At 62.2% G+C, this 24,553-nt stretch carries 20 protein-coding genes and 1 pseudogene; 10 read left to right on the top strand and 11 right to left on the bottom strand.

Annotated elements, in window-relative coordinates; translation table 11 throughout:
• Positions 1-17 precede the first annotated feature (17 nt).
• The 7 genes from ACP6KB_RS25715 to gshB form a co-directional block, all read right to left on the bottom strand.
• Positions 18-1,289 carry a dihydroorotase gene (locus ACP6KB_RS25715; RefSeq protein WP_442110380.1) on the bottom strand — a complete coding sequence of 424 codons (1,272 nt, stop codon included), beginning with the start codon at positions 1,287-1,289 and terminating at the stop codon, positions 18-20.
• On the bottom strand, positions 1,286-2,290 hold the full coding sequence (locus ACP6KB_RS25710; protein ID WP_442110378.1) for an aspartate carbamoyltransferase catalytic subunit: 1,005 nt from the start codon (positions 2,288-2,290) through the stop codon (positions 1,286-1,288). Before ACP6KB_RS25710 ends, ACP6KB_RS25715 begins: the two co-directional genes overlap by 4 nt.
• Positions 2,291-2,302: 12 nt before the next feature.
• The gene (gene pyrR, locus ACP6KB_RS25705; protein ID WP_442110376.1) at positions 2,303-2,821 is read right to left on the bottom strand and encodes a bifunctional pyr operon transcriptional regulator/uracil phosphoribosyltransferase PyrR; all 519 of its coding nucleotides are present in this window, start codon (positions 2,819-2,821) and stop codon (positions 2,303-2,305) included.
• A 54-nt stretch (positions 2,822-2,875) separates the two neighbouring features.
• Positions 2,876-3,310, bottom strand: a complete 435-nt coding sequence (gene ruvX, locus ACP6KB_RS25700) for a Holliday junction resolvase RuvX (protein ID WP_128321645.1) — start codon at positions 3,308-3,310, stop codon at positions 2,876-2,878.
• Positions 3,310-3,879, bottom strand: coding sequence for a YqgE/AlgH family protein (locus tag ACP6KB_RS25695; protein ID WP_442110374.1), 570 nt, complete (start codon positions 3,877-3,879; stop codon positions 3,310-3,312). The genes ruvX and ACP6KB_RS25695 overlap by 1 nt, the downstream gene beginning before the upstream one ends.
• Before the next feature lie 159 nt (positions 3,880-4,038).
• Positions 4,039-4,944 (bottom strand): TonB family protein, encoded by a 906-nt coding sequence (locus ACP6KB_RS25690; RefSeq protein WP_442110372.1) that lies wholly within the window; start codon positions 4,942-4,944, stop codon positions 4,039-4,041.
• 109 nt (positions 4,945-5,053) lie between these two features.
• Positions 5,054-6,007 (bottom strand): glutathione synthase, encoded by a 954-nt coding sequence (gene gshB / locus ACP6KB_RS25685; RefSeq protein WP_442110370.1) that lies wholly within the window; start codon positions 6,005-6,007, stop codon positions 5,054-5,056.
• A gap of 261 nt (positions 6,008-6,268) precedes the next feature.
• Between gshB and pilG the strand changes: the two genes are divergently transcribed.
• Genes pilG through trhA form a run of 7 tightly spaced genes read left to right on the top strand, consistent with a single transcriptional unit; the run spans position 6,269 to position 16,188 of the window.
• Positions 6,269-6,679 (top strand): twitching motility response regulator PilG, encoded by a 411-nt coding sequence (gene pilG / locus ACP6KB_RS25680; RefSeq protein ID WP_133211362.1) that lies wholly within the window; start codon positions 6,269-6,271, stop codon positions 6,677-6,679.
• 45 nt (positions 6,680-6,724) lie between these two features.
• A complete protein-coding gene (pilH, locus tag ACP6KB_RS25675; RefSeq protein WP_038615379.1) occupies positions 6,725-7,090 on the top strand; it encodes a twitching motility response regulator PilH in 366 nt (121 codons plus the stop codon).
• Complete coding sequence (locus ACP6KB_RS25670) at positions 7,087-7,641, top strand: chemotaxis protein CheW (protein ID WP_442110367.1); 555 nt, start codon at positions 7,087-7,089, stop codon at positions 7,639-7,641. The genes pilH and ACP6KB_RS25670 overlap by 4 nt, the downstream gene beginning before the upstream one ends.
• Before the next feature lie 15 nt (positions 7,642-7,656).
• Positions 7,657-9,702: a methyl-accepting chemotaxis protein gene (locus ACP6KB_RS25665; protein ID WP_442110365.1), complete on the top strand. Its 2,046-nt coding sequence runs from the start codon at positions 7,657-7,659 to the stop codon at positions 9,700-9,702.
• Positions 9,703-9,718: 16 nt separating this feature from the next.
• Positions 9,719-15,055 (top strand): Hpt domain-containing protein, encoded by a 5,337-nt coding sequence (locus tag ACP6KB_RS25660; RefSeq protein WP_442110363.1) that lies wholly within the window; start codon positions 9,719-9,721, stop codon positions 15,053-15,055.
• Positions 15,048-15,515, top strand: a complete 468-nt coding sequence (locus ACP6KB_RS25655; RefSeq protein WP_442110361.1) for a chemotaxis protein CheW — start codon at positions 15,048-15,050, stop codon at positions 15,513-15,515. Before ACP6KB_RS25660 ends, ACP6KB_RS25655 begins: the two co-directional genes overlap by 8 nt.
• Positions 15,516-15,570: 55 nt before the next feature.
• The gene (gene trhA, locus ACP6KB_RS25650; RefSeq protein ID WP_442110359.1) at positions 15,571-16,188 is read left to right on the top strand and encodes a PAQR family membrane homeostasis protein TrhA; all 618 of its coding nucleotides are present in this window, start codon (positions 15,571-15,573) and stop codon (positions 16,186-16,188) included.
• Here trhA and ACP6KB_RS25645 read toward each other — a convergent pair.
• The gene (locus ACP6KB_RS25645) at positions 16,185-16,904 is read right to left on the bottom strand and encodes a 16S rRNA (uracil(1498)-N(3))-methyltransferase (RefSeq protein WP_442110357.1); all 720 of its coding nucleotides are present in this window, start codon (positions 16,902-16,904) and stop codon (positions 16,185-16,187) included. The two genes, trhA and ACP6KB_RS25645, sit on opposite strands and share 4 nt — an antisense overlap.
• Before the next feature lie 91 nt (positions 16,905-16,995).
• The gene (locus ACP6KB_RS25640; RefSeq protein WP_442110355.1) at positions 16,996-18,402 is read right to left on the bottom strand and encodes an adenosylmethionine--8-amino-7-oxononanoate transaminase; all 1,407 of its coding nucleotides are present in this window, start codon (positions 18,400-18,402) and stop codon (positions 16,996-16,998) included.
• A 192-nt stretch (positions 18,403-18,594) separates the two neighbouring features.
• Here ACP6KB_RS25640 and ACP6KB_RS25635 point away from each other — a divergent pair.
• The 3 genes and pseudogenes from ACP6KB_RS25635 to ACP6KB_RS25625 form a co-directional block, all read left to right on the top strand.
• A pseudogene (locus ACP6KB_RS25635) lies at positions 18,595-20,070 on the top strand (flavin monoamine oxidase family protein); the annotation flags it as partial.
• Positions 20,071-20,309: 239 nt separating this feature from the next.
• A complete protein-coding gene (locus ACP6KB_RS25630) occupies positions 20,310-20,861 on the top strand; it encodes a cytochrome b (protein WP_442110353.1) in 552 nt (183 codons plus the stop codon).
• A 33-nt stretch (positions 20,862-20,894) separates the two neighbouring features.
• On the top strand, positions 20,895-21,473 hold the full coding sequence (locus ACP6KB_RS25625) for a YceI family protein (protein WP_442110352.1): 579 nt from the start codon (positions 20,895-20,897) through the stop codon (positions 21,471-21,473).
• Positions 21,474-21,605: 132 nt separating this feature from the next.
• Here the strand turns inward: ACP6KB_RS25625 and ACP6KB_RS25620 are convergent, their stop codons facing one another.
• Both ACP6KB_RS25620 and ACP6KB_RS25615 read right to left on the bottom strand, forming a co-directional pair.
• Entirely contained in the window at positions 21,606-23,498 is a 1,893-nt protein-coding gene (locus tag ACP6KB_RS25620) for a DEAD/DEAH box helicase (protein ID WP_442110350.1), read from the bottom strand.
• Positions 23,499-23,722: 224 nt separating this feature from the next.
• Entirely contained in the window at positions 23,723-24,508 is a 786-nt protein-coding gene (locus ACP6KB_RS25615) for a substrate-binding periplasmic protein (RefSeq protein ID WP_442110348.1), read from the bottom strand.
• Between the last annotated feature and the right edge of the window lie 45 nt (positions 24,509-24,553).

Below are 24,553 nucleotides of genomic sequence, written 5' to 3'. Positions count from 1 at the left end.
GGCTTGCCTCGCGAAAATCAGGCCTCGTGACTGATGTGGCCATCGACCAAGGTATAACGCACCGCGCCTGGCAGGCAGTGGCCGATAAACGGGCAGTTATCGCCTTTGGAGCGCCATTGCTCACCGGCTACGGTCGAGGCGTTGGCATCGAACAGCACCAGGTCGGCAGCACCGCCTACCTTCAGTTGACCCGCAGGCAGACGCAGGGCGTCGGCAGGGCCGGCAGACAAACGCTGCAACAAAGTCGGCAGGTCGAGCAAGCCGTCTTCCACCAGGGTCATGGCCAGCGGCAGCAACAGCTCGACGCTGCTGATGCCCGGCTCGGTGGCCCCGAATGGCGCCAGCTTGGCATCGCGCTCGTGCGGCTGGTGGTGGCTGGAGATAGCCTGGATCACCCCGGACTTCACCGCTTCACGCAGGCCGTCGCGGTCGGCACGGGTGCGCAGCGGTGGTTGCACGTGGTACAGGCTGGAGAAGTCGCGCAGCGCCTCGTCGGTGAGGATCAGCTGGTACAGGGCGACGTCAGCGGTGACCGGCAGGCCTAGTTCCTGAGCCTGGGCAATCAGACGTGCACCACGGGCACTGGTCAACTGGCTGAAGTGCGCGCGTACGCCAGTCTGCTCGACCAGCAACAGGTTGCGGGCCAGCGCCACGGTTTCGGCGGTTTCCGGGATGCCTGGCAAGCCGAGGAAGCTGGCCATGGCGCCTTCATGGGCCAGGCCGCCCTGGGCCAGGTCGCGGTCCTGAGAGTGGAAAATCACGGTCAGGTCGAAGGTTGCCGCGTATTCCAGGGCGCGTGCCAGGGTGCGGTTGTTGCCAAAGGCGTTGAGGCCATTGCCGAACGCTACGCAGCCCGCGTCGCGCAGGGCAATCAGCTCGGCCAGTTGCTCGCCTTCCAGGCCTTTGCTCAGAGCGCCAATCGGAAACACTTTGCTGTGCCCGGCTTCGCGGGCGCGGTCGAGGATCAGTTCGGCGACCGCCGAGGTGTCCAGCACCGGCTTGGTTTGCGGTGGGCAGCACAGGCTGGTTACACCGCCCGCAGCGGCTGCGCGGGTTTCGCTGGCAATGCTGCCCTTGCGGCTGTAGCCCGGCTCGCGCAGGGCGACGTTGAGGTCTACCAGGCCAGGCGCGGCTACCAGGCCCTGGGCATCGATGCTGCGTGCAGGCTTGAAGCCTGCCGGGGCGGCGCCGATGGCAACGATTTTACCGGCATCGATGTGCAGGTCAGTGGTCTGGTCCAGGCCGCTCAGTGGGTCAATGACCCGGGCTCCGAGAATACTGAGGGTCACTGGGCGTTCTCCTGCTCGAATTGACGTTGGGCGGTTTGCCCGCTCATGGCCATGGACAGCACCGCCATGCGCACGGCGATACCGTAGGTGACCTGGTTGAGGATCACCGAGTGGGCACCGTCGGCCACCGCCGATTCAATTTCCACACCACGGTTGATCGGCCCCGGGTGCATGACGATGGCGTCAGGCTTGGCCCCGGCCAGGCGCGCAGTGGTCAGGCCGAACAGGCGATAGAACTCACCTTCGCTCGGCAACAGGCCACCGGCCATGCGCTCACGCTGCAGGCGCAGCATGATCACCACGTCAACGTCCTTGAGGCCTTGTTCCAGGTCGGTGTAGACCTTCACGCCGTACTGCTCGATACCGATCGGCAGCAGGGTTTTCGGGCCAATCACGCGGATGTCCGGGCAACCCAGGGTTTTCAGGGCGAGCATGTTCGAGCGCGCCACCCGCGAGTGCAGGATGTCGCCGACGATGGCTACCGAGAGATTCTCGAAGCCGCCTTTGTGCCGACGAATGGTGAGCATGTCGAGCATGCCCTGGGTCGGGTGGGCGTGACGGCCGTCACCACCGTTGATGATGGCGACATCCGGGCATACGTGCTCGGCGATGAAGTGCGCAGCGCCGGAATCGGCATGGCGCACCACGAACATGTCGGCGGCCATGGCTTCAAGGTTGCGCAAGGTGTCGAACAGGGTTTCGCCCTTGCTGGTCGAGGAGGTCGACACATTCAGGGTGATCACGTCGGCCGACAGCCGCTGGGCAGCCAGTTCGAAGGTGGTGCGGGTACGGGTGGAGTTCTCGAAGAACACGTTGCAGACGGTTTTGCCGCGCAGCAACGGAACCTTCTTGACGGCCCTGGCGCCGACTTCCAGGAAGGAGTCGGCGGTGTCGAGGATTTCGGTCAGCAGTTCGCGGGGCAAACCGTCGAGCGAGAGAAAGTGGCGCAGCTGGCCCTGATCATTGAGCTGCAGCGGGCGCTTGGCGTCGATTGGCGTCATCGCGAGGGACTCTTAAAGTGCGGAAGCGGAGGCGAGGTCCTGGCGCTCGAGGGCGAGCGGTGCGGGTCCGGTCAATTTTACCCGTTCATGGGCCGCCAGCGACAGGGTCGCGCCGACCACATTCGGGCGGATTGGCAATTCGCCGGCATCCAGATCGAGCAGGCACACCAGGGTCACACTGGCCGGACGGCCATAATCGAACAATTCGTTGAGCGCCGCACGGATGGTGCGACCGCTCATCAGTACGTCGTCCACCAGAATCAGGTGCTGGCCCTCGATCTCGAACGGCAGGTCCGAGGGTCGCACTTGCGGGTGCAGACCGTTTTGACTGAAGTCATCGCGATAGAAGGAAACATCCAGGGTGCCGAGTGGCTCGTCGCTGCCCAGTTCTTCCAGCAGGGCCTGGGCAACCCAGATGCCACCGGTACGAATGCCGATAAAGCGTGGTTCGCTGATATTGCGCCGGGCCAGGTGGGCACGAAGGTCGACAGCCATCTGCCGGATCAGTTCGGCGGGATTGGGTAGGCTCATGCTTGCTCCTCAAGAGGCCGGGGGCGTAGCGCTACCCCGGCTTGAATCCGATGATCAGGATTGCCCGGTATTGGCCTCCAGCCAGCCTTGCAGCAGCAGGGCGGCGGCAATAGCGTCGACCGGGTTGTCGCGGTAACTGCCACGTTGGCCGCCGCGGGCCATACGCTCGCCCTTGGCTTCGAAGGTGGTCAGGCGTTCGTCGTGGGTGTGCACGGGCAAGTTGAAGCGGCCGTTGAGGCGCCGGGCGAACTTCTCGGCGCGGGCACTCATTTCGCTGGGGGTGCCGTCCATGTTCAACGGCAGGCCAACGACGATGGCATCGGGTTGCCATTCCTTTATCAGTTTTTCCACCTGGGCCCAGTCCGGGGCACCGTTTTGCGCTTTGAGCGTGCACAGCTCGCGGGCCTGGCCGGTGACCACCTGGCCAACGGCCACGCCGATCTGTTTGGTGCCGTAGTCAAAACCCAGCAGCAGTCGCAGTTCGGCCATCAGGCGTGCCCCGCCTGGCTGGTGAGCAGGCTCAGATTGATGCCCAGGCTCGCTGCTGCTGCGGCCAGACGCTGCTCGCAGGCCATGCCGAAGATGATTTCAGGGTCGAACGGGCAGTTGAGCCAGGCATTGTCGGCCAGTTCAGCCTCCAGTTGCCCGGCTTCCCAGCCGGCATAGCCCAGGGTGATCAGGCTTTGCTTGGGGCCAACGCCATCAGCGAGGGCGAACAGCACATCCTGGGAGGTGGTCAGCGACAAGCCATTGAGTTCGACAGTGGCCTGAAAGCTCTTGTCACTGGTGTGCAGGACAAAACCGCGGTCGGTTTGTACCGGGCCGCCCATGTAGATCGGCATCTGGATGCAGCCTGCTGGCGGCTCGACGTCCGGGCGCAGTTGTTCGAGGATATCGGCCAGGTTCAGCTCCTGAGGCCGATTGACCACCAGCCCCATCGCGCCATTGGCGTTGTGTTCGACGATGTAGGTCAAGGTATGCGCGAAGTTCGGATCGGCCATGTGCGGCATGGCAATCAGGAACTGATGCTTGAGGTAACTCGGGCTGAGGTTTTTCATGGCTATTAGTGTGGCGTCGGGGCGCCGGACTGACAAGCCTGAAGCATGTTTGTTTTGTGGGCTCGTGCTGGCTTCGCGGAGTTCTAGGTGGGAGCGGGCTTGCCCCGCGATAGCGGTCTGTCAGGTAAACCGCATCGCGGGGCAAGCCCGCTCCTACAGTTAGTTGCTGGACAGGCGGTCGCCGCGGGCGAAGCGCCAGGTGCGGATGATTTCCAGGCGGTCGATGTCGGCCAAATCACCGGTGAAGGGTGCAAAGGGCGCCGCCAGGCGGACGATGCGCTGGGCGGCCTGGTCGAGCAGCGGCTGTCCGGAAGACTCCAGCACCAACACCTCATACAGCGAGCCATCGCGGTTGATCGAGACCATTAGCCGCAGGCTGCCGTAGATTTGCTGACGGCGGGCTTCGTCGGGGTAGTTGAGGTTGCCAATACGCTCGACCTTCTTGCGCCATTCGTCTTTGTACCAGGCGCCTTTGTCGCGCATGGTCGAGGCGGCATTCAATCGGTGAATACGCGGACGCTTTGCGTACAGCTGCTGCTCATGAGAAAGCTCGGCTTCAAGGCTGGCGATCTGGCTGGACAGTTGCGAGCTGTCAAAATCCGGGGTTGCGGCCTTGGGTTTAGGCTGCGGCTTGGCTTCTTTGGGCCGTGTTTCGACTTTTTGCGGTTTAGGTGCCTGGGTGGCGACCACCGCCTTGGGTGGTGCAGGTTGTGGCTTCACCTCCGGCTTGGCGGCCGGGGGCGGTGTTACCTTGTTGATCTTGCTGTCCTGAAATGGTGCGACTTCGGTGGTTTTCGGCACCGCCTTCTTGTCCAGGGTGCCGCTGCCTTGCTGGTTATCCTGAGCCAGAAAGTCAGCCTTTTCCGGTGCCTTCTCGCTTTTGAACGTCGCCAGGGTGATTTCCATGGTCCGGCGGATTTCCTCCGGCTTGGTCATGGTAAAGCCCACACCGAGAATCAGCGCCAGGTGTACCAAGGCTGCCATAAACAGGGTAAAGCCGAGCCGATCCGCCGGGCGAACGCGGGGCGGGTTGAAGTCGGCAGGGATGTCAGCAGGCAGCGTCATCAGGTATCCAGCAACCACAAGGCTCGGGGAAAACCGCCAGAGTGGGTGCGCAGGTCAAAAAAACGACCGGCATGATACCCCACTCTGGGCAGTTGCTCCGCGTCGGCTGTCAGCGCGCTTTGAGCTTGCGATCAATGGCGTCCATCAACTGCACGCCAATGCGGGTGCCAAAGGCGTTGTCGATTTCGCGGATGCAGGTCGGGCTGGTGACGTTGATTTCGGTCAGGTGCTCGCCGATCACGTCCAGGCCAACGAACAGCAGGCCTTTTTCGCGCAGGGTCGGGCCGACCTGTTCAGCGATCCAGCGGTCACGGTCGGTCAATGGACGCGCTTCGCCACGCCCGCCAGCGGCCAGGTTGCCACGGGTTTCGCCACTGGCCGGAATCCGCGCCAGGCAGTAAGGCACCGGCTCGCCATCGATCATCAGGATGCGCTTGTCACCGTCTTTGATCGCCGGCAGGTAGGCTTGCGCCATGATCTGCTGCGCGCCAAGTGCGGTCAGGGTTTCGAGAATCACCGAGAGGTTCGGGTCGCCCACGCGGTGGCGGAAGATCGACGTGCCGCCCATGCCGTCCAGCGGCTTGAGGATCACATCGCCATGCTCGGCGGCGAATTCGCGAATGATGTCCGGGCGACGGCTGACCAGGGTTGGCGGCGTGCACTGCGGGAACAGGGTGGCGAACAGCTTTTCGTTGCAGTCACGCAGGCTTTGCGGGCGGTTGACCACCAGCACGCCATCCGCTTCGGCCTGTTCCAGCAAATAGGTGCTGTAGACGAATTCCATGTCGAACGGCGGATCCTTGCGCATCAGGATCACGTCCAGATCGCTCAGGGCGCAGTCTTGTTCGGCTTCAATCTCGAACCAGTGCTCAGGGTCGGCGAACACCTTCAGCGGGCGCATCCGCGCGCGGGCCTGGCCCTTGCCCTGATAGAGGTCTTGCTGCTCCATGTAGAACAGCGACCAGCCGCGCTCCTGGGCGGCAAGCAGCATGGCCAGCGAGCTGTCCTTTTTATAGGAGATGCGCGCAATGGGGTCCATGACAATCCCGAGGCGAACGCTCATGGGCTATATCCTCTGGCGGCAGTGTGCCGCGTTGGCTCAAATGAAAAGTGGCGTCAGGGTGGCGCTCGCAACGCTGGCGGTCAAGGGAAAAACGCATCTTGGGCGATGACTCAACCGGCCGTGGCGCGGGCCGATGGAATGCACCCCCAGAGTGTGCTAAAAAGGCCTGGCACGTGGCCTGCACGGTCGTCTCCAGCTGCAAGCCAGAAGCTTGAATCTTACAGCTTGCCGCTCATAGCGAGCAGCGATGGTAGAGCAATTATGGAACAGCCCGGCGCGGCACTGAAGGTGATGGTCATCGATGATTCGAAAACGATCCGTCGCACCGCACAAATGTTGCTCAGTGAAGCCGGCTGCGAGGTCATCACGGCCACCGACGGCTTTGATGCGCTGGCCAAGATCGTCGACCAGCATCCGCAGATCATCTTTGTCGACGTGCTGATGCCACGTCTGGATGGTTACCAGACCTGCGCACTGATCAAGCACAACAGCGTCTTCAAGGACACCCCGGTGATCCTCCTGTCGTCCCGTGACGGTCTGTTCGACAAGGCCAGAGGCCGCGTGGTTGGCTCTGATCAATTTTTAACCAAGCCTTTCAGCAAGGAAGAACTGCTGGATGCAATCAGGGCGCACGTGCCCGGGTTCGCCGCAGAAGAACAACACGCACCTTGACGCCGCGCCGCGGCAGCGACGTCCAGTCTTTTGATGGGGAACAGCATGGCCCGAGTTCTGATCGTCGACGATTCGCCGACCGAAATGTACAAACTGACCGGAATGCTCGAAAAACACGGGCATCAGGTGCTCAAAGCCGAAAACGGCGCCGATGGCGTGGCGTTGGCGCGTCATGAAAAGCCTGACGCGGTGCTGATGGATATCGTCATGCCAGGGGTCAACGGTTTCCAGGCCACCCGCCAGCTCAGCAAAGACCCGGAAACCGCTGCCATCCCGGTGATCATTGTCACCACCAAGGATCAGGAAACCGACAAGGTCTGGGGCAAGCGCCAGGGCGCCAGCGACTACCTGACCAAGCCGGTGGATGAAGAAACCTTGATCAAAGTGCTCAACGGCGTCCTCAAAGGTTGACCACCCGGCCGATGGGCGAGTCGCTGACGGCGTTCGAGCTGCTGCTGGATATCGACCGGCGCTGCCGGCTGCTGGCGGCGGACCTGCCGTTGCAGGAAACCCGGTTGCAGAGCTGGAGCGGTATTGGCTTTCGCATCGGTGAGCAGTGGTTCGTCGCACCGATGGGCGAGGTTGCCGAAGTTTTGCATGAGCCGCGCCTGAGCCGGATTCCCGGGGTAAAACCCTGGGTCAGTGGTGTGGCTAACCTGCGCGGGCGGTTGTTGCCGGTCATGGACCTGTGCGGCTTTTTTGGCCTGGGCTTGTCGGCGCCACGCAAGCAACGCCGGGTGCTGGTGCTCGATCAGGAGGAGCTGTTTGCCGGCTTGCTGGTCGATGAGGTGCTGGGGTTGCAGCATTTTCCCCTGCACAGCCTTGAACTGTCGCCGCCCGATCCCTTGCTGAGCGGGGCGGAACCCTTTGTTCAGGGTCATTTCCAGCAGCAACGCTGCTGGGCCATTTTCAGCCCGCTGGCCTTGGCCCAGGCGCCGGGCTTTCTCGACGTGGCGCTGTAAAGGAATGCCAGATTCATGACCAAGACCACCACGGCTTCTTCGACCCCAGGCTCGCGCAGCAGCGCACGGATCGCGGCGTTGTTCGTCGTGCTGATCCTGTCGATCATCCTGCTGTTCGCCAATTTTGCCTATCTCAATACTCAGGCCAACTATGACAAGCAGTACATCGGCCATGCCGGTGAGCTGCGGGTGCTGTCCCAGCGCATTGCCAAGAACGCCACCGAAGCAGCAGCGGGCAAGGCCCGCGCGTTTCGGCTGCTGAGTGAGGCGCGTAACGATTTTGAGCAGCGCTGGGGGTATCTGAAGAAGGGCGATGCTGCCACCGGCTTGCCTGCCGCACCACCGGCAGTGCGCAATGAAATGGATGCCGTACTGCGCGACTGGGAAGGCCTGCGCAAGAACACCGATACCATTCTGGCCAGCGAACAAACGGTGCTGTCGTTGCATCAAGTTGCCGCGACTCTGGCTGAGACGGTGCCGCAGCTTCAGGTGGAATACGAGAAAGTCGTGGAAATCCTGCTGCAGAGCGGAGCACCGGCCAATCAAGTGGTGGTAGCTCAACGCCAGTCGCTGCTTGCCGAGCGCATCCTCGGCTCGGTGAACACAGTGCTGGCCGGTGATGAAACCTCGGTGCAGGCGGCAGATGCCTTCGGGCGTGACGCCAGCCGCTTCGGTCAGGTGCTTGAAGGCATGCTCAGCGGCAACCCGAGCATCCAGGTCACTCGCGTTCAGGACCCGGATGCCCGGGCACGCCTGGCAGAGATTGCCGAGCTGTTCCAGTTCGTTGCCGGTTCGGTGGACGAAATTCTCGAAACCTCGCCAGAGCTGTTCCGGGTACGCGAGGCCGCCGGGAACATCTTCAATCAGTCGCAGACCCTGCTCGACGAGGCCTCGCGCCTGGCCAACGGCTTTGAGAACCTGGCCGGCGGGCGCACCCTGGATACCGTCGGCGGCTATGTGCTGGGCCTGCTGGCGCTGGCCTCGATCATTCTGATTGGCCTGGTGATGGTGCGTGAGACGCATCGGCAGTTGCGTGAAACCGCGCAGATGAACGAGCGCAACCAGCAAGCGATCATGCGCCTGCTGGATGAAATAGAGGACCTGGCTGATGGCGACCTGACGGTGATGGTGTCGGTCACCGAAGACTTCACCGGTGCGATTGCCGACTCGATCAATTACTCCATCGACCAACTGCGCGATCTGGTTGCCACCATCAACCTCAGTGCCGAGGAAGTGGCCAGCGCCGTGCAGGACACCCAGAACACCGCGCACCAGTTGGCTAAGGCCTCGGAGCATCAGGCTGAACAGATTACCGAGGCATCGGTGGCGGTGGGGGACATGGCCGAGTCGATCGACCGGGTGTCTACCCACGCCTACGAGTCGGCGAAAGTAGCCGAGCGCTCCGTGGCCATTGCCAACAAGGGTAACGAGGTGGTGCACAACACCATCCACGGCATGGACAACATTCGCGAGCAGATCCAGGACACCGCCAAGCGGATCAAGCGCCTGGGCGAGTCATCCCAGGAAATTGGCGACATTGTCAGCCTGATCGATGACATTGCCGACCAGACCAACATCCTCGCCCTCAACGCCGCGATTCAGGCGTCGCTGGCCGGTGAGGCCGGGCGCGGCTTCGCCGTGGTGGCCGACGAGGTGCAGCGCCTGGCAGAGCGCTCATCGTCGGCCACCCGGCAGATTGAAGCGTTGGTGCGCACCATTCAGACCGACACTAACGAGGCGGTCATCTCCATGGAGCAGACCACCGCCGAAGTGGTACGAGGTGCCCGCCTGGCGCAGGACGCCGGGGTTGCCCTGGAAGAAATCGAAGGGGTATCGCAGACCCTCGCCGAACTGATCCACAGCATCTCCGATGCCGCCCAGCTCCAGACCTCATCGGCCGGGCAGATCTCGCATACCATGGCGGTTATCCAGCAGATCACCTCGCAGACCTCAGCCGGTTCCAACGCAACCGCTGAAAGCATTGGCAACCTGGCACGTATGGCCAGTGAAATGCGCCGTTCGGTGTCCGGTTTTACCTTGCCACCGACACCACCACGTTGAGCGCCTGCAGGTGAGCATGGCTACGGGAGCAAATATGGCTGAGCGGCGCGATACGGTAGCCCTGGCCTGGGTCAAAGGCGCCATCGAAGACTGCCTGGCGCAGGCGCGGCTGGCGCTGGAGCATTTTTGTGCCGAACCTGGCGACGAAGACGACCTGGCCGGGTTCATCGATAACCTGCATCAGGTGCACGGCTGCCTGGTGATGCTCGAACTCAGCGGCGCAGCGTTTCTGGCCGGAGAGCTTGAGCAGTTGGGGCTGGCGCTCAAAGAGAAGCGCGTCAGCCAGCGCGGCGAAGCACTGGGCGCTTTGTTTCGCGGCCTTGAGCAGTTGCCGCTGTACCTGGAGCGCCTGCGTAGCGCCCGCAGCGACCTGCCGCTGGTGGTGCTGCCGGTGCTCAACCAGTTGCGTGCCGAGCGCGGTGCCGAGCCACTGGCGCCGGGGAGTCTGTCGGATGCAGCGCCTGTGGCCGCCGAAGAGATGGCCAACCTCGACTTGTCGTTGAGCTCCCTGCGTGAGCGTCTGCAGGCCGGCTCCGACCGCGATGCCCTGCGCTCGGTGGTCGCCGCGTTGTGTGAAGACCTGATGCGGGTGAAGGAGCGCCTGGACCTGTTCGTACGCAGCGACCGTCAGCGTCTGGACGACTTGCAACCCTTGCTGGCACCCCTGCGGCAGATTGCCGACACCTTGGCGGTGCTCGGCTTTAACCAGCCGCGGCGGGTGATCATCGATCAGGTACTGGTGTTGCAAAGCCTGGCCCAGGGTCAGCGCGTTGCCGACGATGCCGTGCTGATGGATGTGGCCGGGGCCTTGCTGTATGTCGAGGCGACGCTGGCGGGCATGGTCGGACCGCTGGAGCAGCACCCGAACCAGAGCTCGCTGCCCGGCACTGACCTGGCGGAAATCCGTCAGTTGGTGCTCGAAGAAGCACGTGCGGTGTTGCAACAGGTCAAGGACCAGATTGGCGATTGCCTCGATGCTGGCTGGCAACCCCAGCGCTTGCTGGTGCTACCGAACCTGCTGCATCAGATCCGCGGTGCCTTGGCCATGCTGATGTTGCCGCGTGCCGCAGCGTTGATGGGCGGTTGTGCCGAATTCATGCAGCGGCGCATGCTCGGCGCTGCGCCACCGGATGACACGGCTTTGGCGCACCTGGCCGATGCCTTGAGTGCCGGTGAATGCTACTTGCAGTGGCTGGCCGCCGACGCTCAGGCCAATCCGTGGCGGTTTCTCGATGCGGCCCAGGCCAGCTTGCTCGCATTGGGTTATGCACCAGCGCCCGAGCCCGAGCCCGAAGCGGTGGAAATCAAGGCCGCCGTTGTCGAAACACCGGTGGTCGATGACGAGCTTCGCGAGGTGTTCCTTGAAGAGGCCGATGAGCTACTGCCACTGCTGAACCAACAGTGGGCACGCTGGCAGGCCAATCACGCGGATCGCGACGCACTGGTAGATGTGCGTCGAGGCCTGCATACCCTCAAAGGCAGCGGCAGGATGGTCTGGGCGCAAGGCTTGGCCGAGCTGGCCTGGGCCGCTGAGCATTTGCTTAACCGTGTTCTGGAAGGCCGGGTGGAAATGGCGGCGGCGCCGTTGGCCAGTCTGCAGCAGGCGCTGGACCTGATTCCCGGTCTGTTGGCGGCCTTCGCCAATGGCCAGGCGCAAGTGTCCAGTGATGTCCAACAGCTGGCGCAGCACCTGCATGCCTTGGCCATGAACGACGCGCCCCATGAGGCGGACAGCAACGAAGCCATCGACCCGCAGTTGCTGGAGATTTTCCGCAACGAGGCGGCCGGGCATCTGGCCAGCCTTGAGCGCTTTCTGGAAACCGCCGATCAACAGTTGCCGCTGCCGGTCAGCGACAGTTTGCAGCGCGCCTTCCATACCCTCAAAGGCAGTGCGGCGATGGCCGGTGTCGCGCCGATTGCAGAGCTGGCTGCGGCCCTCGATCTGCTGGCACGCGAGTTCAAGGCGCATCAGTTGGCCTTCGACCTGGAAGAAATCTACCTGCTGGAAAGCGCCGAACCGCTGCTGCGTCGGGGCCTGGAGCAGTTATCCAGTGCGCCATTGGCGGCGATCAAAGGCGCCTCGACCCTGATCGACGAAATCCATCAAGTGGTGGAAGCACGCCTGCAAGCATTGCTGCAGGCGCCAAGCCAAGGCGGGCGGATCAAGCGCGACCCGCAGTTGATCGCCAGCTTCCTCGCCCAGGGCATGGATATTTTGCTGGATGCCGAATCGCTGTTGCTGCGCTGGCAAGAGCACCCCGGCGAACGTCAGGAGCTCAGCGCGCTGCTCGATGAACTGACCACACTGGGCGAAAGTGCGCACCTGGCGGATTTGTGGCAGGTGGATGAACTGTGCGAGGCGTTGCTGGACCTGTACGGCGCGGTCGAGGAAAGCAGCCTGGCGGTCAGCGCGCGCTTTTTCGAACAGGCGCAGTTGGCCCATGAAGCGCTGATCGACATGCTCGATCAGCTTGCCGCCGGGCAAGAAGTGGACCCGCGACCGGAACGTCTGGAAGCCTTGCGCGAGTTGCTTGAGGAAGCCTTGGCGCCAGACGCAACCGGCCTGATCAGCCACCAGGATGGTCAGGCGCAGATTGCCGATCTTGGCGCCGCAACCGCAGCCCTGGCGACCGATCCGGCAGTGATTGAGCTGTTTCTCGAAGAAGCCAGCGACTTGCTGCAAAGTGCCAATCAGGCGCTGCAGCGTTGGCTCAGCGAGCCGGACAATGCCTCGGCGCTGTCATCGCTGCAACGCGACCTGCAGACCCTCAAAGGCGGCGCGCAGATGGCGGCAATTGGCACGGTCGAGGTGCTCGCTCAAGCGCTTGAGCTGTTGTACGAAGGCCTGGTTGATCGGCGCTTCTCTCCCACAACAGAGCTGTATGCCCTGCTTGAGCGCAGCCACGCCAAGCTGGCCCGTATGCTTGAACAGTTGCAGGCCGGTGCTTCACCGGTGGCGGCAGTGGAGTTGTTGGCAGCGCTGCGCGAGTACCGGCATAACGCGCCCCCGGCGGTGGCCGCCGACAAAGTTGCCGACCCGGTGCAAGAAGCCGGGGACAAAGAGCTGCTGGAGATCTTCCTCGAAGAATCTTTCGACATTGTCGAAAGCTCCGGGGCCGCCTTGCTGCGTTGGCAGGCCGAGCCGCGCAACAGCGTCGAGGTGGAGAACCTGCTGCGCGACCTGCATACCCTCAAAGGGGGCGCGCGGATGGTCGAGATCGCACCGATTGGCGACCTCGCCCATGAACTGGAATTTCTCTACGAGCTGTTGGCGGCCGGGCAACTGCAACCCAGTGCGGCGCTGTTCAGTTTGCTGCAGAACTGCCATGACCGTCTGGCGCACATGCTCGACGCGGTTCGCTTGCAACAGCCGCTGCACGCGGCGACGGCGCTGATCGATTACATCCGCAATTTCAGTAGCGCAGCGCTGGCCGATACCGCTGCACATCAGTCACAGGTTGATGTGGCGCCGCTGGAAGTGCCGGCGGCCGTGCCGGAGCGTGGGCCGGTGGACATGGTCAAGGTGGCCTCGGAACTGCTCGATGACCTGGGCAACCTGGCCAGCGAGCACTCGATCATCCGCGGGCGCATCGAACAGCAGGTCAATGACGCGCAAGTGGCGTTGAACGAGATGGAAACCACGCTGGAGCGCATGCGCGATCAGCTGCGCCGCCTGGACACCGAAACCCAGGGGCGGATTCTCAGCCGTCAGGCGGGTGATGGCGATGGTCAGGTCTACGACGATTTCGACCCGCTGGAAATGGACCGCCATTCGCAACTGCAGCAGTTGTCGCGGGCCTTGTTCGAGTCGGCCTCCGACCTGCTTGATCTGAAGGAAACCTTGAGCGTCCGCGCCCAGGAAGCGCAGGGCCTGCTGCAGCAGCAAGGACGGGTCAACAGTGACCTGCAGGAAGGCCTGATGCGTACGCGCATGGTGCCATTCGAACGCCTGGTACCGCGCTTGCAACGTGTGGTGCGGCAGGTGGCCAGCGAGTTGGGCAAGCAGGTTGAGCTGGTGGTCGGCAATGCGGAAGGCGAGATGGACCGCAGTGTGCTTGAGCGCATGGTGGCGCCGCTGGAGCATATGCTGCGCAATGCCGTCGACCATGGCCTGGAAGCCCGCGAAGCGCGCCTGGCGGCGGGCAAGCCGGAGCAGGGGCTGATTTCGCTGAACCTGTTGCACGAAGGCGCCGACATCGTCATCGAAATGACCGACGACGGCGCCGGTGTGCCGCTGGATGCTGTGCGACGCAAGGCGATCAAGCGCGGGCTGCTCGACCCGGCAGCGGTGCTCAGCGACCATGAGGTGATGCAGTTCATCCTCCAGCCGGGCTTCTCCACGGCGGAGAAAATCACCCAGATTTCCGGACGCGGCCTGGGCATGGACGTGGTCCATGAGGAGGTCAAGCAGCTGGGTGGCTCGATGGTGATCGAGTCCAGTGCGGGCAAGGGCGCGCGTTTTCTGATTCGCTTGCCGTTCACCGTATCGGTCAACCGCGCCCTGATGGTGCACTACGGCGAGGAACAATATGCCGTGCCGCTGAACACCATCGAGGGCATTGTGCGGGTACCGCCTGCCGAGCTGGAGGCGTGTTACCAACTCGACTCGCCGCACTATGAATACGCCGGGCATCGCTACGAACTGCGTTACCTGGGTGAACTGCTCCAGGGTGCAGTACAACCGCGCCTGCTTGGGCAGAGCCTGCCGTTGCCGGTACTGCTGGTGCATGTGCATGAGCAGCAGTTTGCGATTCAGGTCGACAGCCTGGCGGCCAGCCGCGAGATCGTGGTGAAAAGCCTGGGGCCGCAGTTTGCCAGCGTTCAGGGACTGTCCGGGGCGACCTTGCTCGGTGACGGCCGGGTCGTGCTGATTCTCGACCTGCCCGGACAATTGCGCGGCTTGCAACAGCGGCATGTACTGCAGCAAGCAGGCAGCAGCCCCTACGTGCGCCAACAGCAGATCGAGCGGGCGCCGAAGCGGCCGTTGCTGGTAATGGTGGTGGATGACTCGGTGACGGTGCGTAAAGTGACGGGCCGTCTGCTTGAGCGTCACGGCATGAACGTGCTGACCGCCAAAGACGGCGTCGACGCCATGGCGCTGCTGCAGGAACACCGCCCGGACGTCCTGCTGCTGGACATCGAAATGCCACGCATGGATGGCTTTGAGGTCGCCACCCTGGTGCGTCACGATCCGGACCTCAAGGACCTGCCGATCATCATGATTACTTCGCGAACCGGGCAGAAACACCGCGACCGGGCCATGTCCATCGGGGTCAACGACTACCTGGGCAAACCCTATCAAGAGTCTGTGCTGCTGCAGAGCATTGCCCTGTGGAGTGCCCGCCATGCTTGAACAACCTGCCCGCAATGGTCGGCGCAGCAGCCTCACCGGGCTGTTGCTGGCACTGGATGACCGCTGCCTGGTGCTACCCAACGTCGCGGTGGCCGAGCTGATCGGTTATCAGGCTGGCTTGCCGGCGCCTGAACAACCGCAATGGATGCTGGGCTGGATCGATTGGCGTAATCAGCGTTTGCCGCTGCTCAACTTCGAGGCCGCCTGCGGCGGTCAGGTACGGGTCGGTGAGCGGGCGCGGATTGTGGTGCTCAATGCCTTGGGCGGCAGCCGCCTGCGTTTTATTGCCATGCTGGTGCAAGGCATTCCGCGCTCTTGCAAACTCGACAGCCAACTCAATTATGTTGATGTGCCGCTGGCAGCATTGGAGCTGGCGGCGGTGCAGGTGGGCGATCAGGTTGCCCGGGTGCCTGACCTTGCTGCACTTGAGCAGCTACTTGAGGAGGCCGGGCTGGTTTGACACATTCACCTGTGTAGGATGGAACGCTTGTCCGTCGTTCGGAGGACCCGTTTGTATGTATCACGGTGAACGTTTCAACGCCTGGACCCACCTGGTCGGCGCCGTGCTGGCCTGTATCGGCGCCATCTGGATGCTGGTAATCGCCAGCTTTGAGGGCGACCCGTGGAAGATCGTCAGCCTGGCGATCTATGGCTTCACCCTGCTGTTGCTCTACAGCATCTCGACCCTCTATCACAGCGTGCGTGGCAAGGCCAAAGTGGTGATGCGCAAGCTCGACCACCTGTCGATCTATTTGCTGATTGCCGGCAGTTACACGCCGTTTTGCCTGGTCAGCCTGCGCGGGCCCTGGGGCTGGAGCCTGTTCGGCGTGGTCTGGGGGCTGGCGCTGATCGGCATGCTGCAAGAGATCAAGCCGCGTAGCGAAGCCCGGGTACTGTCGATCATTATCTATGCAGTGATGGGCTGGATCGTGCTGGTAGCAGTGAAACCGTTGCTGGCCAGTCTGGGAACTGCGGGCTTCAGCTGGCTGGCTGCCGGTGGTGCGTTCTACACCATCGGCATCATCTTCTTTGCCTATGACAGCCGCTTTCGCCACTGGCATGGTATCTGGCACCTGTTCGTGATCGCCGGCAGCCTGTTGCACTTCATCGCCGTGTTCTTCTACGTGCTCTAGAAGTCGCCCCACAGTTGCTGAGCCACCGCCAAGGCCACCACCGGCGCAGTTTCGGTGCGCAGCACCCGCGGGCCGAGGCGGGCAGCGTGGAAGCCAGCGGCTTTGGCTTGCTCGACTTCGGCGTCGCTCAAGCCGCCTTCCGGGCCGATCAGAAAGGCCAGGCTTTGCGGTTTTTGATGGCTGAGCAGCGGCTCGGCCACCGGGTGCAAGACCAGCTTGAGCTGTTCATCACAGGCGTTGAGCCAATCGGCCAATAGCTGGGGCGGATTGATCTGCGGCACGCTGGAGCGGCCACACTGCTCACAGGCACTGATCGCCACCTGGCGCCAGTGGGCCAGGCGCTTGTCGGCGCGCTCGTCTTTGAGGCGCACCTCACAGCGTTCGCTGACGATCGGGGTGATGACAGTGGCACCCAGCTCGGTGGCTTTCTGGATCGCCCAATCCATCCGTTCCCCGCGCGACAGACCCTGGCCGAGGTGAACCGTGAGGCTGGATTCGGCTTGCCCGGTGAAGGATTCGTTCAACTGAACCCGGACGGTCTTCTTGCCGACCTCGAGCAACTGGCCGAGGAACTCCTGGCCGCTGCCGTCGAACAGCTGTACGGCATCGCCAGCGGCCATGCGCAGCACCCGGCCGATGTAGTGGGCCTGGGCTTCAGGCAGATCGTGCTCGCCGAGGCTCAGCGGGGCATCGATGAAAAAGCGGGACAGTCTCATTTCTAAACTCGGTAGAGGTGTTGGCTGTTATCGCGGGGCAAGCCCGCTCCCACATCACCTGTGGGAGCGGGCTTGCCCCGCGATACTCTTACTAGCCCGGATCACGAAAATCAGGATGGAAATTACCCGGCACCGCCACGCTAATGCTGTCGCGGGTCGCGATATCAATACCTTCGCTGGCCACTTCGGCAAGGAAGTCGATTTGCTCCGGGGTAATCACATAGGGCGGCAGGAAATACACCACGCTGCCCAACGGACGCAGCAGCGCGCCACGGGTCAGGGCGTGTTCGAAGACTTTCAGGCCGCGCCGCTCCTGCCAGGGGTAGGCGGTTTTGCTGGCTTTGTCCTGGACCATTTCGATGGCCAGGGCCATGCCGGTCTGGCGTACTTCGGCAACATGCGGATGATCGACCAGGTGTGCGGTGGCGCTGGCCATGCGTTGGGCCAGGGCCTGGTTGTTGGCGATGACGTTGTCCTGCTCGAAGATGTCCAGGGTCGCCAGCGCCGCTGCACAGGCCAGCGGGTTGCCGGTGTAGCTGTGCGAGTGGAGGAAGGCGCGCAGGGTCGAGTAGTCGTCGTAGAAGGCGTTGTACACCTCGTCGGTGGTCATGCACGCCGCCAGCGGCAGGTAGCCGCCGGTCAGGGCCTTGGACAGGCAGAGGAAATCCGGGCGGATACCCGCCTGCTCACAAGCGAACATCGTTCCGGTACGGCCGAAGCCGACCGCGATCTCATCGTGGATCAGGTGCACACCGTAGCGGTCGCAGGCCTCGCGCAGCAGCTTGAGGTACACCGGGTGGTACATGCGCATGCCGCCAGCACCCTGGATCAGCGGCTCGACAATGACTGCCGCGAGGGTTTCGTGGTGTTCGGCGAGGGTCTGCTCCATGGCCGCGAACATCGTGCGCGAATGTTCTTCCCAACTCACCCCTTGCGGGCGCAGGTAGCAGTCCGGGCTTGGCACCTTGATGGTGTCAAGCAGCAGCGCCTTGTAGGTTTCGGTGAACAGTGGCACGTCACCTACCGACATCGCCGCAATGGTTTCGCCGTGGTAGCTGTTGCTCAGCGTGACAAAGCGCTTCTTCGCTGGCTGGCCTTTGTTGAGCCAGTAGTGAAAGCTCATTTTCAGCGCAACTTCGATGCAGGACGAGCCATTATCGGCGTAGAAGCACCGTGTCAGGCCTTCAGGTGTGATCTGCACCAGACGCTCGGACAGCTCAATCACCGGTTGGTGGCTGAAGCCAGCGAGAATCACATGCTCAAGCTGATCGACCTGGTCTTTGATGCGCTGGTTGATCCGTGGGTTGGCATGGCCGAAGACGTTGACCCACCAGGAGCTGACCGCGTCGAGGTAACGCTTGCCTTCGAAATCTTCCAGCCACACACCTTCACCGCGCTTGATCGGGATCAGCGGCAGTTGCTCGTGGTCTTTCATCTGGGTGCAGGGGTGCCACAGGACCTTCAGGTCACGTTGCATCCACTGTTGGTTTAGGCCCATTTCCATTCTCCTGGCGACGACAGCGCAGACATGCGGCGCAAGCCTATGCAAAGCGTCGCTCAAGGACAACCCGTAGCCGTTAATCAAGCGTTGGTGTCGCTGGTCGGGTGGCTTGGCCTCGCGTATTCTTCGGCTACTCTTTTCAGGGGGAGTCTCCCCCTAACTTTCTGCTTAAAACCGGAGTTCGCCAACATGTCTGCTGGGTGGCTACGCGCCTGTGCGCTGGTAATGATAGGACTGTTCAGCGGCGCTGCGCTGGCCAAGGACAAAACCCCGACGGCAATCGTCGTCGGTGGTGGTCTGGCTGGCCTGACGGCTGCTTATGAATTGCAAGGTAAAGGCTGGCAGGTGACCCTGCTTGAAGCCAAGTCGGGGATGGGCGGGCGTTCGGGCCTGGCCACCAGTGAATGGATCGGTAACAGCAAGGCCCAGCCGATCCTCAACCAGTACCTCGACACCTTCAAGATCAGTACCCAGCCAGCACCGGAATTCGTGCGAACGCCAGGTTACCTGATCGACGGCGAGTATTTCAGCTCGACGGATCTGGCAACCAAGCAGCCGGCCACCGCCGAGGCGCTCAAACGCTACGAAAAGACCCTCGACGACCTGGCGCGCTCGATTGATGATCCGCAGAATCCGGCCGCCAACAGCACCTTGTTCGCCCTGGATCAACTGAACGTCTCCACCTGGTTGGACAAGCTGCAATTGCCAACCACGGCGCGGCAGTTGATCAACCAGCAGATCCGCACGCGCTACGACGAGCCATCGCGCCTGTCGCTGCTCTATTTCGCCCAACAGACCCGTGTCTACCGTGGTGTCAGCGACCGTGACCTGCGCGCTGCACGCCTGCCAGGCGGCAGCCCGGTCTTGGCCCAGGCGTTTGTCAAACAGCTGAAGACCATCAAGACCAGCTCGCCGGTCAGCGCCATTGTTCAGGACAAGGACGGCGTCACCGTTAAAGTCGGCAGCGTCGGCTATCAGGCGGATTATGTAGTGCTGGCCGTGCCGCTACGGGCCCTGGCCAAGATCCAGATGACGCCGGGCCTGGACACCAAGCACCTAGCAGCCCTGAAGGGCACCAACTACGGCTGGCGCGACCAGCTGTTGCTGAAGTTCAAGCATCCGGTGTGGGAGAGCCGCGCCCGTATGTCTGGCGAGATCTTCAGCAACACCGGCCTGGGCATGCTCTGGGTTGAGCCTGCGCTTAAAGGTGGTGCCAACGTTGTGATCAACCTCTCGGGTGACAATGCGCGCTTGCTGCAGGCTTTCGGCGACAAGCAGATGGTCGACCAGGTGTTGATTCGCATGCATGCGTTCTACCCGCAGGCCCGTGGTGCATTCACCGGCTACGAAGTCCGCCGTTACAGCACCGATTCCAACATGGGCGGTGCCTACCTGGCTTACGGTCCGGGTCAGATCAGTAAGTTCTGGCGCCTGTGGGAGCGTCCGGTGCAGCGTGTAGCCTTTGCTGGCGAACACACTGACGCATTGTACCCGGGCACCCTGGAAGGTGCCCTGCGCAGCGGCCAGCGTGCGGCCAGTCAGGTTCAGGACCTGGCGGCGGGCAAGTCGTTTGACGTGGTCAAAGCGGCGCCAACGGCGGCACCGGTGAAGAAAGAAGAGAGCAAGGAAAGTTTCTTCTCTCGGCTGTTTGGCAGTAACGATAAGCCTGCCTCGGCGCAGTAAATGCGCTGAATTTATCGCGGGGCAAGCCCGCTCCTACCGGGTCGGTGGGAGCGGGCTTGCCCCGCGATCGCTGCATACCTTCCCCTGCAGTTAATGTTTCCTTAATAGCGCTGTAAAACACTAACAATCGTCTTTCTCGATCGTTCAAAGCAAAATTTTCCGCTTTAATTCGATAGATAACGCGTTAGTCTTGAGCACAGTTCTTACAGGGAAACACGGCAATGCAACTGCGCAATTCATCTTCTCGCTACGGCCTGGTCAGCATCGTGATGCACTGGGGTGTGGCACTGGCAGTTTTCGGACTGTTCGCGCTTGGCCTGTGGATGATGGGCCTGGACTACTACAGCACATGGCGTAAAGACGCGCCGGAACTGCACAAGAGTATCGGTCTGGTGCTGCTGGCGGTGATGCTGGCCCGCGTGGCCTGGCGTTTCATCAGCCCGCCGCCGCCGGCACTGCCTAACCACGGCAAACTGACGCGCTTGGCCTCCAAGGCCGGGCACAGTCTGCTTTACTTCGGTCTGTTTGCAGTGATGATCGCCGGCTACCTGATTTCCACCGCCGATGGCGTGGGTATCCCGGTGTTCGGACTGTTCGAAGTGCCAGCGCTGGTGAGTAACTTGCCTGATCAGGCAGATGTTGCCGGAGAGATCCATTTCTACCTGGCCTGGGGCCTGGTGATTTTTGCCGGTTTGCATGGCCTGGCTGCCCTGAAGCACCACTTTATCGACCGTGACGCGACCCTCAAACGTATGTTGGGCCGCAAAGCTTGATGTTCAACCTCCACTCCAAAGGGATATAGACGCATGTTGAAGAAGACTTTTGCCGCTCTGGCGCTCGGTACCGCACTGCTTTCGGCTGGCCAGGTCATGGCTGCAGACTACAAGATCGACAAGGAAGGCCAACACGCTTTCGTTGACTGGAAAATCAGCCACCTGGGCTACAGCTTCATTCACGGTACCTTCAAAGATTTCGATGGTTCGTTCAGCTGGGACTCGGCCAAGCCAGAAGCCAGCAAAATCGCGGTTGATCTGAAAACCGCCAGCCTGTGGTCGAACCACGCCGAGCGTGACAAGCACATCGCCAGCAAAGACTTCCTCGATGTGAAGAAGTACCCAGACGCCAAGTTCGTCTCCACCAGCGTTAAGTCGACCGGCGAGAAAACCGCTGACGTGACGGGCGACCTGACCATGCACGGCGTGACCAAGCCTGTGACCTTCAAGGCTGTGTTCATCGGCGAAGGTAAAGATCCATGGGGCGGTGAGCGTGCAGGTTTCAACGCCACCACCACCTTGAACCTGAATGACTTCGGTATCAAAGGCCCAGGTGCATCTTCCCAGACTCTGGACCTGGACATCTCGGTCGAAGGCGTTAAACAGAAGTAAGCGCCTGTAGGAGCGGGCTTGCCCCGCGATGCGATGTATCAGGAAGATCGCAATCGCGGGGCAAGCCCGCTCCTACACCACGCACAAAAACGCCGCCCCGAGGGGCGGCGTTTTTGTGTCTGCGTTACTGAATCAGCGATTACGCGTCAGCAGTGCAGGTTTCTCACCACGCGGACGGCTAGGCAGTTGCTCCAGCTGTTCGGCAGTCGGGAAGCGGTCGATCTTCGACTCTTTGTGCATGATTTTCGGCTGCGGCTGGCCCTCACGCGGGTTGCGTACAGCCGGTTCGCTCGACGGGTTGTCACTGCTTGGGCGACGGTTACGGCCACCACCATCACGACGTTGCTGACCACCACCACCGCTGCGCGAGCCGCCGCGCTTCTCACCGCTGGCCGAACCACCGGAACCATTGCGTTGGCCCTGGTTGCGGCCTTGGCCACCACCGTTGTTGCTACGTTGTTGGCCGTTAGCGCCTGCACCGTTCTGGGCTGGCGCGCCCGGGCGACGGTTGCGGCCCTGGTTGCCCTTGTTCTGATAGGGGCTGACGTAGTCGGCGCGGTTGCCGAAGTTGTCCACGTCGTCATCCAGGAACTCTTCCGGATCGCGATCGGCTGGCACGGCTGGGATGCCTGTCTGGGCCGATTGCTGCTGGCGTGGCTTTTTGTTGTCGCGTGGTTTGCGTTCCTGGCGGCCACCGGCAGCTTTCTCGGCGGTTTTTTCCTTGTCTTTGTCGCGACCTTTTTCTTTACCCTGATCCTTGCCTTTGTCCTTGCGTCCACCGTTGCCGCTGTTGGTGCCATCGGCACGCTGGCCACGGCCACCGCGTGGGGCGTTTTGCGGACGCTCGCGGGTTTCAGGCTTCTCGGCTTCGACCTTGGAGGCATCAAAGCCCATCAGGTCGCCATCCGGGATTTTCTGGCGCGTCACGCGCTCGATGCTCTTGAGCAGCTTTTCTTCATCCGGGGCAACCAGCGAGATGGCCTCGCCCGAACGCCCGGCACGGCCAGTACGGCCGATGCGGTGTACGTAATCTTCTTCGACGTTAGGCAACTCGAAGTTGACCACGTGCGGCAGTTGGTCGATGTCCAGGCCGCGTGCGGCGATGTCGGTGGCAACCATGATGCGCACAGCACCGGACTTGAAGTCGGCCAGGGCTTTGGTGCGGGCGTTCTGGCTTTTGTTACCGTGGATCGCTGCGGCGGTGAGGCCGTGCTTTTCCAGGTATTCAGCCAGGCGGTTGGCGCCATGCTTGGTACGGGTGAAGACCAGCACCTGTTCCCAGGCACCGGTGGTGATCAGGTGTGCCAGCAGGGCGCGTTTGTGGCTGGCCGGCAGGCGATAGACGCGCTGCTCGATGCGCTCGACCGTGGTATTGGGCGGGGTGACCTCAATACGCTCGGGGTTGTGCAGCAACTTGTCGGCCAGGTCGGTGATGTCTTCGGAGAACGTCGCCGAGAACAACAGGTTCTGACGCTTGGCTGGCAGCCGAGCGAGGACCTTCTTCACGTCATGGATAAAGCCCATGTCGAGCATGCGGTCGGCTTCGTCCAGTACCAGGGTTTCGACGTGGGACAGGTCGACGCTGCCTTGACCGGCCAGGTCGAGCAAGCGACCCGGGCAGGCAACCAGCACATCCACACCACGGGCCATGGCCTGAACCTGCGGGTTCATGCCGACGCCACCGAAGATGCAGGCGCTGACGAATTTGAGATTGCTGGCATAGACCTTGAAGCTGTCGTGCACCTGGGCTGCCAGTTCGCGCGTAGGGGTCAACACCAGGACCCGCGGCTGGCGTGGGCCATGGCGCTGGGATTTGTCTGGGTGACCACCTGGGAACAGGCGCTCGAGGATCGGCAGGGCGAAACCACCGGTTTTACCAGTACCTGTCTGGGCGGCAACCATCAGGTCGCGACCTTGCAACACGGCGGGAATAGCCCGCTGTTGCACCGGAGTGGGCTGGGTATAGCCAGCTGCCTCGATGGCGCTGACTAGAGCCTCGGAGAGACCGAGGGAAGCAAAGGACATGAGTAATCCTGTTCTTAGTGGGGGCTAAGCCCGATGGGATAATCTTGCCTGGCGCGACGGGCATCGGAAGATGCTATCGCGTCCGGTCCAGCAGGGACTTCAATGCGCATCCGGAGCATGGCGGGCGGGCGTTTGGCCGCGCTATCCTGCCGGTCGGGATGCCTTTTGCAAGGCCGAGCGTCCGGGCGTAAGCCTGGCGGGAAGGCCCGAGTATAACAGAGCAATCAGGGCGTGCTGCGTTCCTGCTGCTCAACGGTGGTTCGAAAGTTGTCTCCGACACCGGCATAACGGGCATTCAAGGCGGCGTATGCCGGTTCACTCTTGAAGCGGCGCAGCTCGACGGCGAAGCGCTGCATCAACACATCCATGCCAGCGCTGCGGCGTACCGCCAGGTACTGGCTCTGGCGGCTGACCACCAGCGGCAGCTCGCTGACTTGCTGATCCAGGCCCAGGTTTTTGCTGAGGTAGCGCCCGACGCGGCGGTCGGTTATCAGCAGATCGATTCTTCCACGCTGCAGTTTGCCGAAGTTGGCTTCATGCGTTGGCGCGGGCTCGCGTCTGAACAATGTCGATTCACTGAATACGGATGCGTAGGCATAGCCGGGCGAGGTGCCAACGGTCAAACCGCGCAAGTCATTCAAGCTGCTGACGTTGTGCGGGCGGGCGTTGGCGTAGAACAGCACGAATTCCACATCCGACAGCGGTTCGTTGGGGTAGAACAGCAGTTTGCGCCGCTCTTCAGTCTGAAAAATATCCAGAATGCCGTCCGCCAGGCCCTGGTCGACCATCGCCAGGCAGCGTTTCCAGGGCAGGAACTGCCAGTCCAACTCTACCCCCAGGCGTTTGAAAACCTCGACGGTGACCTCATAGTCGAAGCCTCTGGCCTGGCCATCTTCCAGGTACACGTAAGGTGCCCACGGCTCGGTGACGATACGCAATTTCTCGCCATGGGCTAATGCACTCAGGCAAGTGAGCAACAGGGCGGCAATCAGGCGGGAGAAATCTGGCATGGCTGGAGATTACGACGTGTGCACGCCTATGGCTAGTAGGCGTGC

The organism is Pseudomonas sp. NUPR-001 (genome assembly GCF_052147955.1).
GTDB lineage: Bacteria > Pseudomonadota > Gammaproteobacteria > Pseudomonadales > Pseudomonadaceae > Aquipseudomonas.
The sequence above is the reverse complement of the archived record's forward strand: the minus strand, read 5'-3'. Positions and strand labels throughout refer to the sequence as shown.

What these genes read in the sequence shown, in the direction of transcription:
- ACP6KB_RS25640 (WP_442110355.1), bottom strand. Translation starts at nt 18,402, where the DNA reads ATGGGCCTAAACCAACAGTGGATGCAACGTGACCTGAAGGTCCTGTGG.
- ACP6KB_RS25655 (WP_442110361.1), top strand. Translation starts at nt 15,048, where the DNA reads ATGCTTGAACAACCTGCCCGCAATGGTCGGCGCAGCAGCCTCACCGGG.
- ruvX (WP_128321645.1), bottom strand. Translation starts at nt 3,310, where the DNA reads ATGGCCGAACTGCGACTGCTGCTGGGTTTTGACTACGGCACCAAACAG.
- ACP6KB_RS25620 (WP_442110350.1), bottom strand. Translation starts at nt 23,498, where the DNA reads ATGTCCTTTGCTTCCCTCGGTCTCTCCGAGGCTCTAGTCAGCGCCATC.
- trhA (WP_442110359.1), top strand. Translation starts at nt 15,571, where the DNA reads ATGTATCACGGTGAACGTTTCAACGCCTGGACCCACCTGGTCGGCGCC.
- ACP6KB_RS25625 (WP_442110352.1), top strand. Translation starts at nt 20,895, where the DNA reads ATGTTGAAGAAGACTTTTGCCGCTCTGGCGCTCGGTACCGCACTGCTT.
- ACP6KB_RS25615 (WP_442110348.1), bottom strand. Translation starts at nt 24,508, where the DNA reads ATGCCAGATTTCTCCCGCCTGATTGCCGCCCTGTTGCTCACTTGCCTG.
- pilH (WP_038615379.1), top strand. Translation starts at nt 6,725, where the DNA reads ATGGCCCGAGTTCTGATCGTCGACGATTCGCCGACCGAAATGTACAAA.
- ACP6KB_RS25630 (WP_442110353.1), top strand. Translation starts at nt 20,310, where the DNA reads ATGCAACTGCGCAATTCATCTTCTCGCTACGGCCTGGTCAGCATCGTG.
- pyrR (WP_442110376.1), bottom strand. Translation starts at nt 2,821, where the DNA reads ATGAGCCTACCCAATCCCGCCGAACTGATCCGGCAGATGGCTGTCGAC.
- ACP6KB_RS25690 (WP_442110372.1), bottom strand. Translation starts at nt 4,944, where the DNA reads ATGACGCTGCCTGCTGACATCCCTGCCGACTTCAACCCGCCCCGCGTT.
- ACP6KB_RS25665 (WP_442110365.1), top strand. Translation starts at nt 7,657, where the DNA reads ATGACCAAGACCACCACGGCTTCTTCGACCCCAGGCTCGCGCAGCAGC.
- ACP6KB_RS25710 (WP_442110378.1), bottom strand. Translation starts at nt 2,290, where the DNA reads ATGACGCCAATCGACGCCAAGCGCCCGCTGCAGCTCAATGATCAGGGC.
- ACP6KB_RS25695 (WP_442110374.1), bottom strand. Translation starts at nt 3,879, where the DNA reads ATGAAAAACCTCAGCCCGAGTTACCTCAAGCATCAGTTCCTGATTGCC.
- pilG (WP_133211362.1), top strand. Translation starts at nt 6,269, where the DNA reads ATGGAACAGCCCGGCGCGGCACTGAAGGTGATGGTCATCGATGATTCG.
- ACP6KB_RS25660 (WP_442110363.1), top strand. Translation starts at nt 9,719, where the DNA reads ATGGCTACGGGAGCAAATATGGCTGAGCGGCGCGATACGGTAGCCCTG.
- gshB (WP_442110370.1), bottom strand. Translation starts at nt 6,007, where the DNA reads ATGAGCGTTCGCCTCGGGATTGTCATGGACCCCATTGCGCGCATCTCC.
- ACP6KB_RS25645 (WP_442110357.1), bottom strand. Translation starts at nt 16,904, where the DNA reads ATGAGACTGTCCCGCTTTTTCATCGATGCCCCGCTGAGCCTCGGCGAG.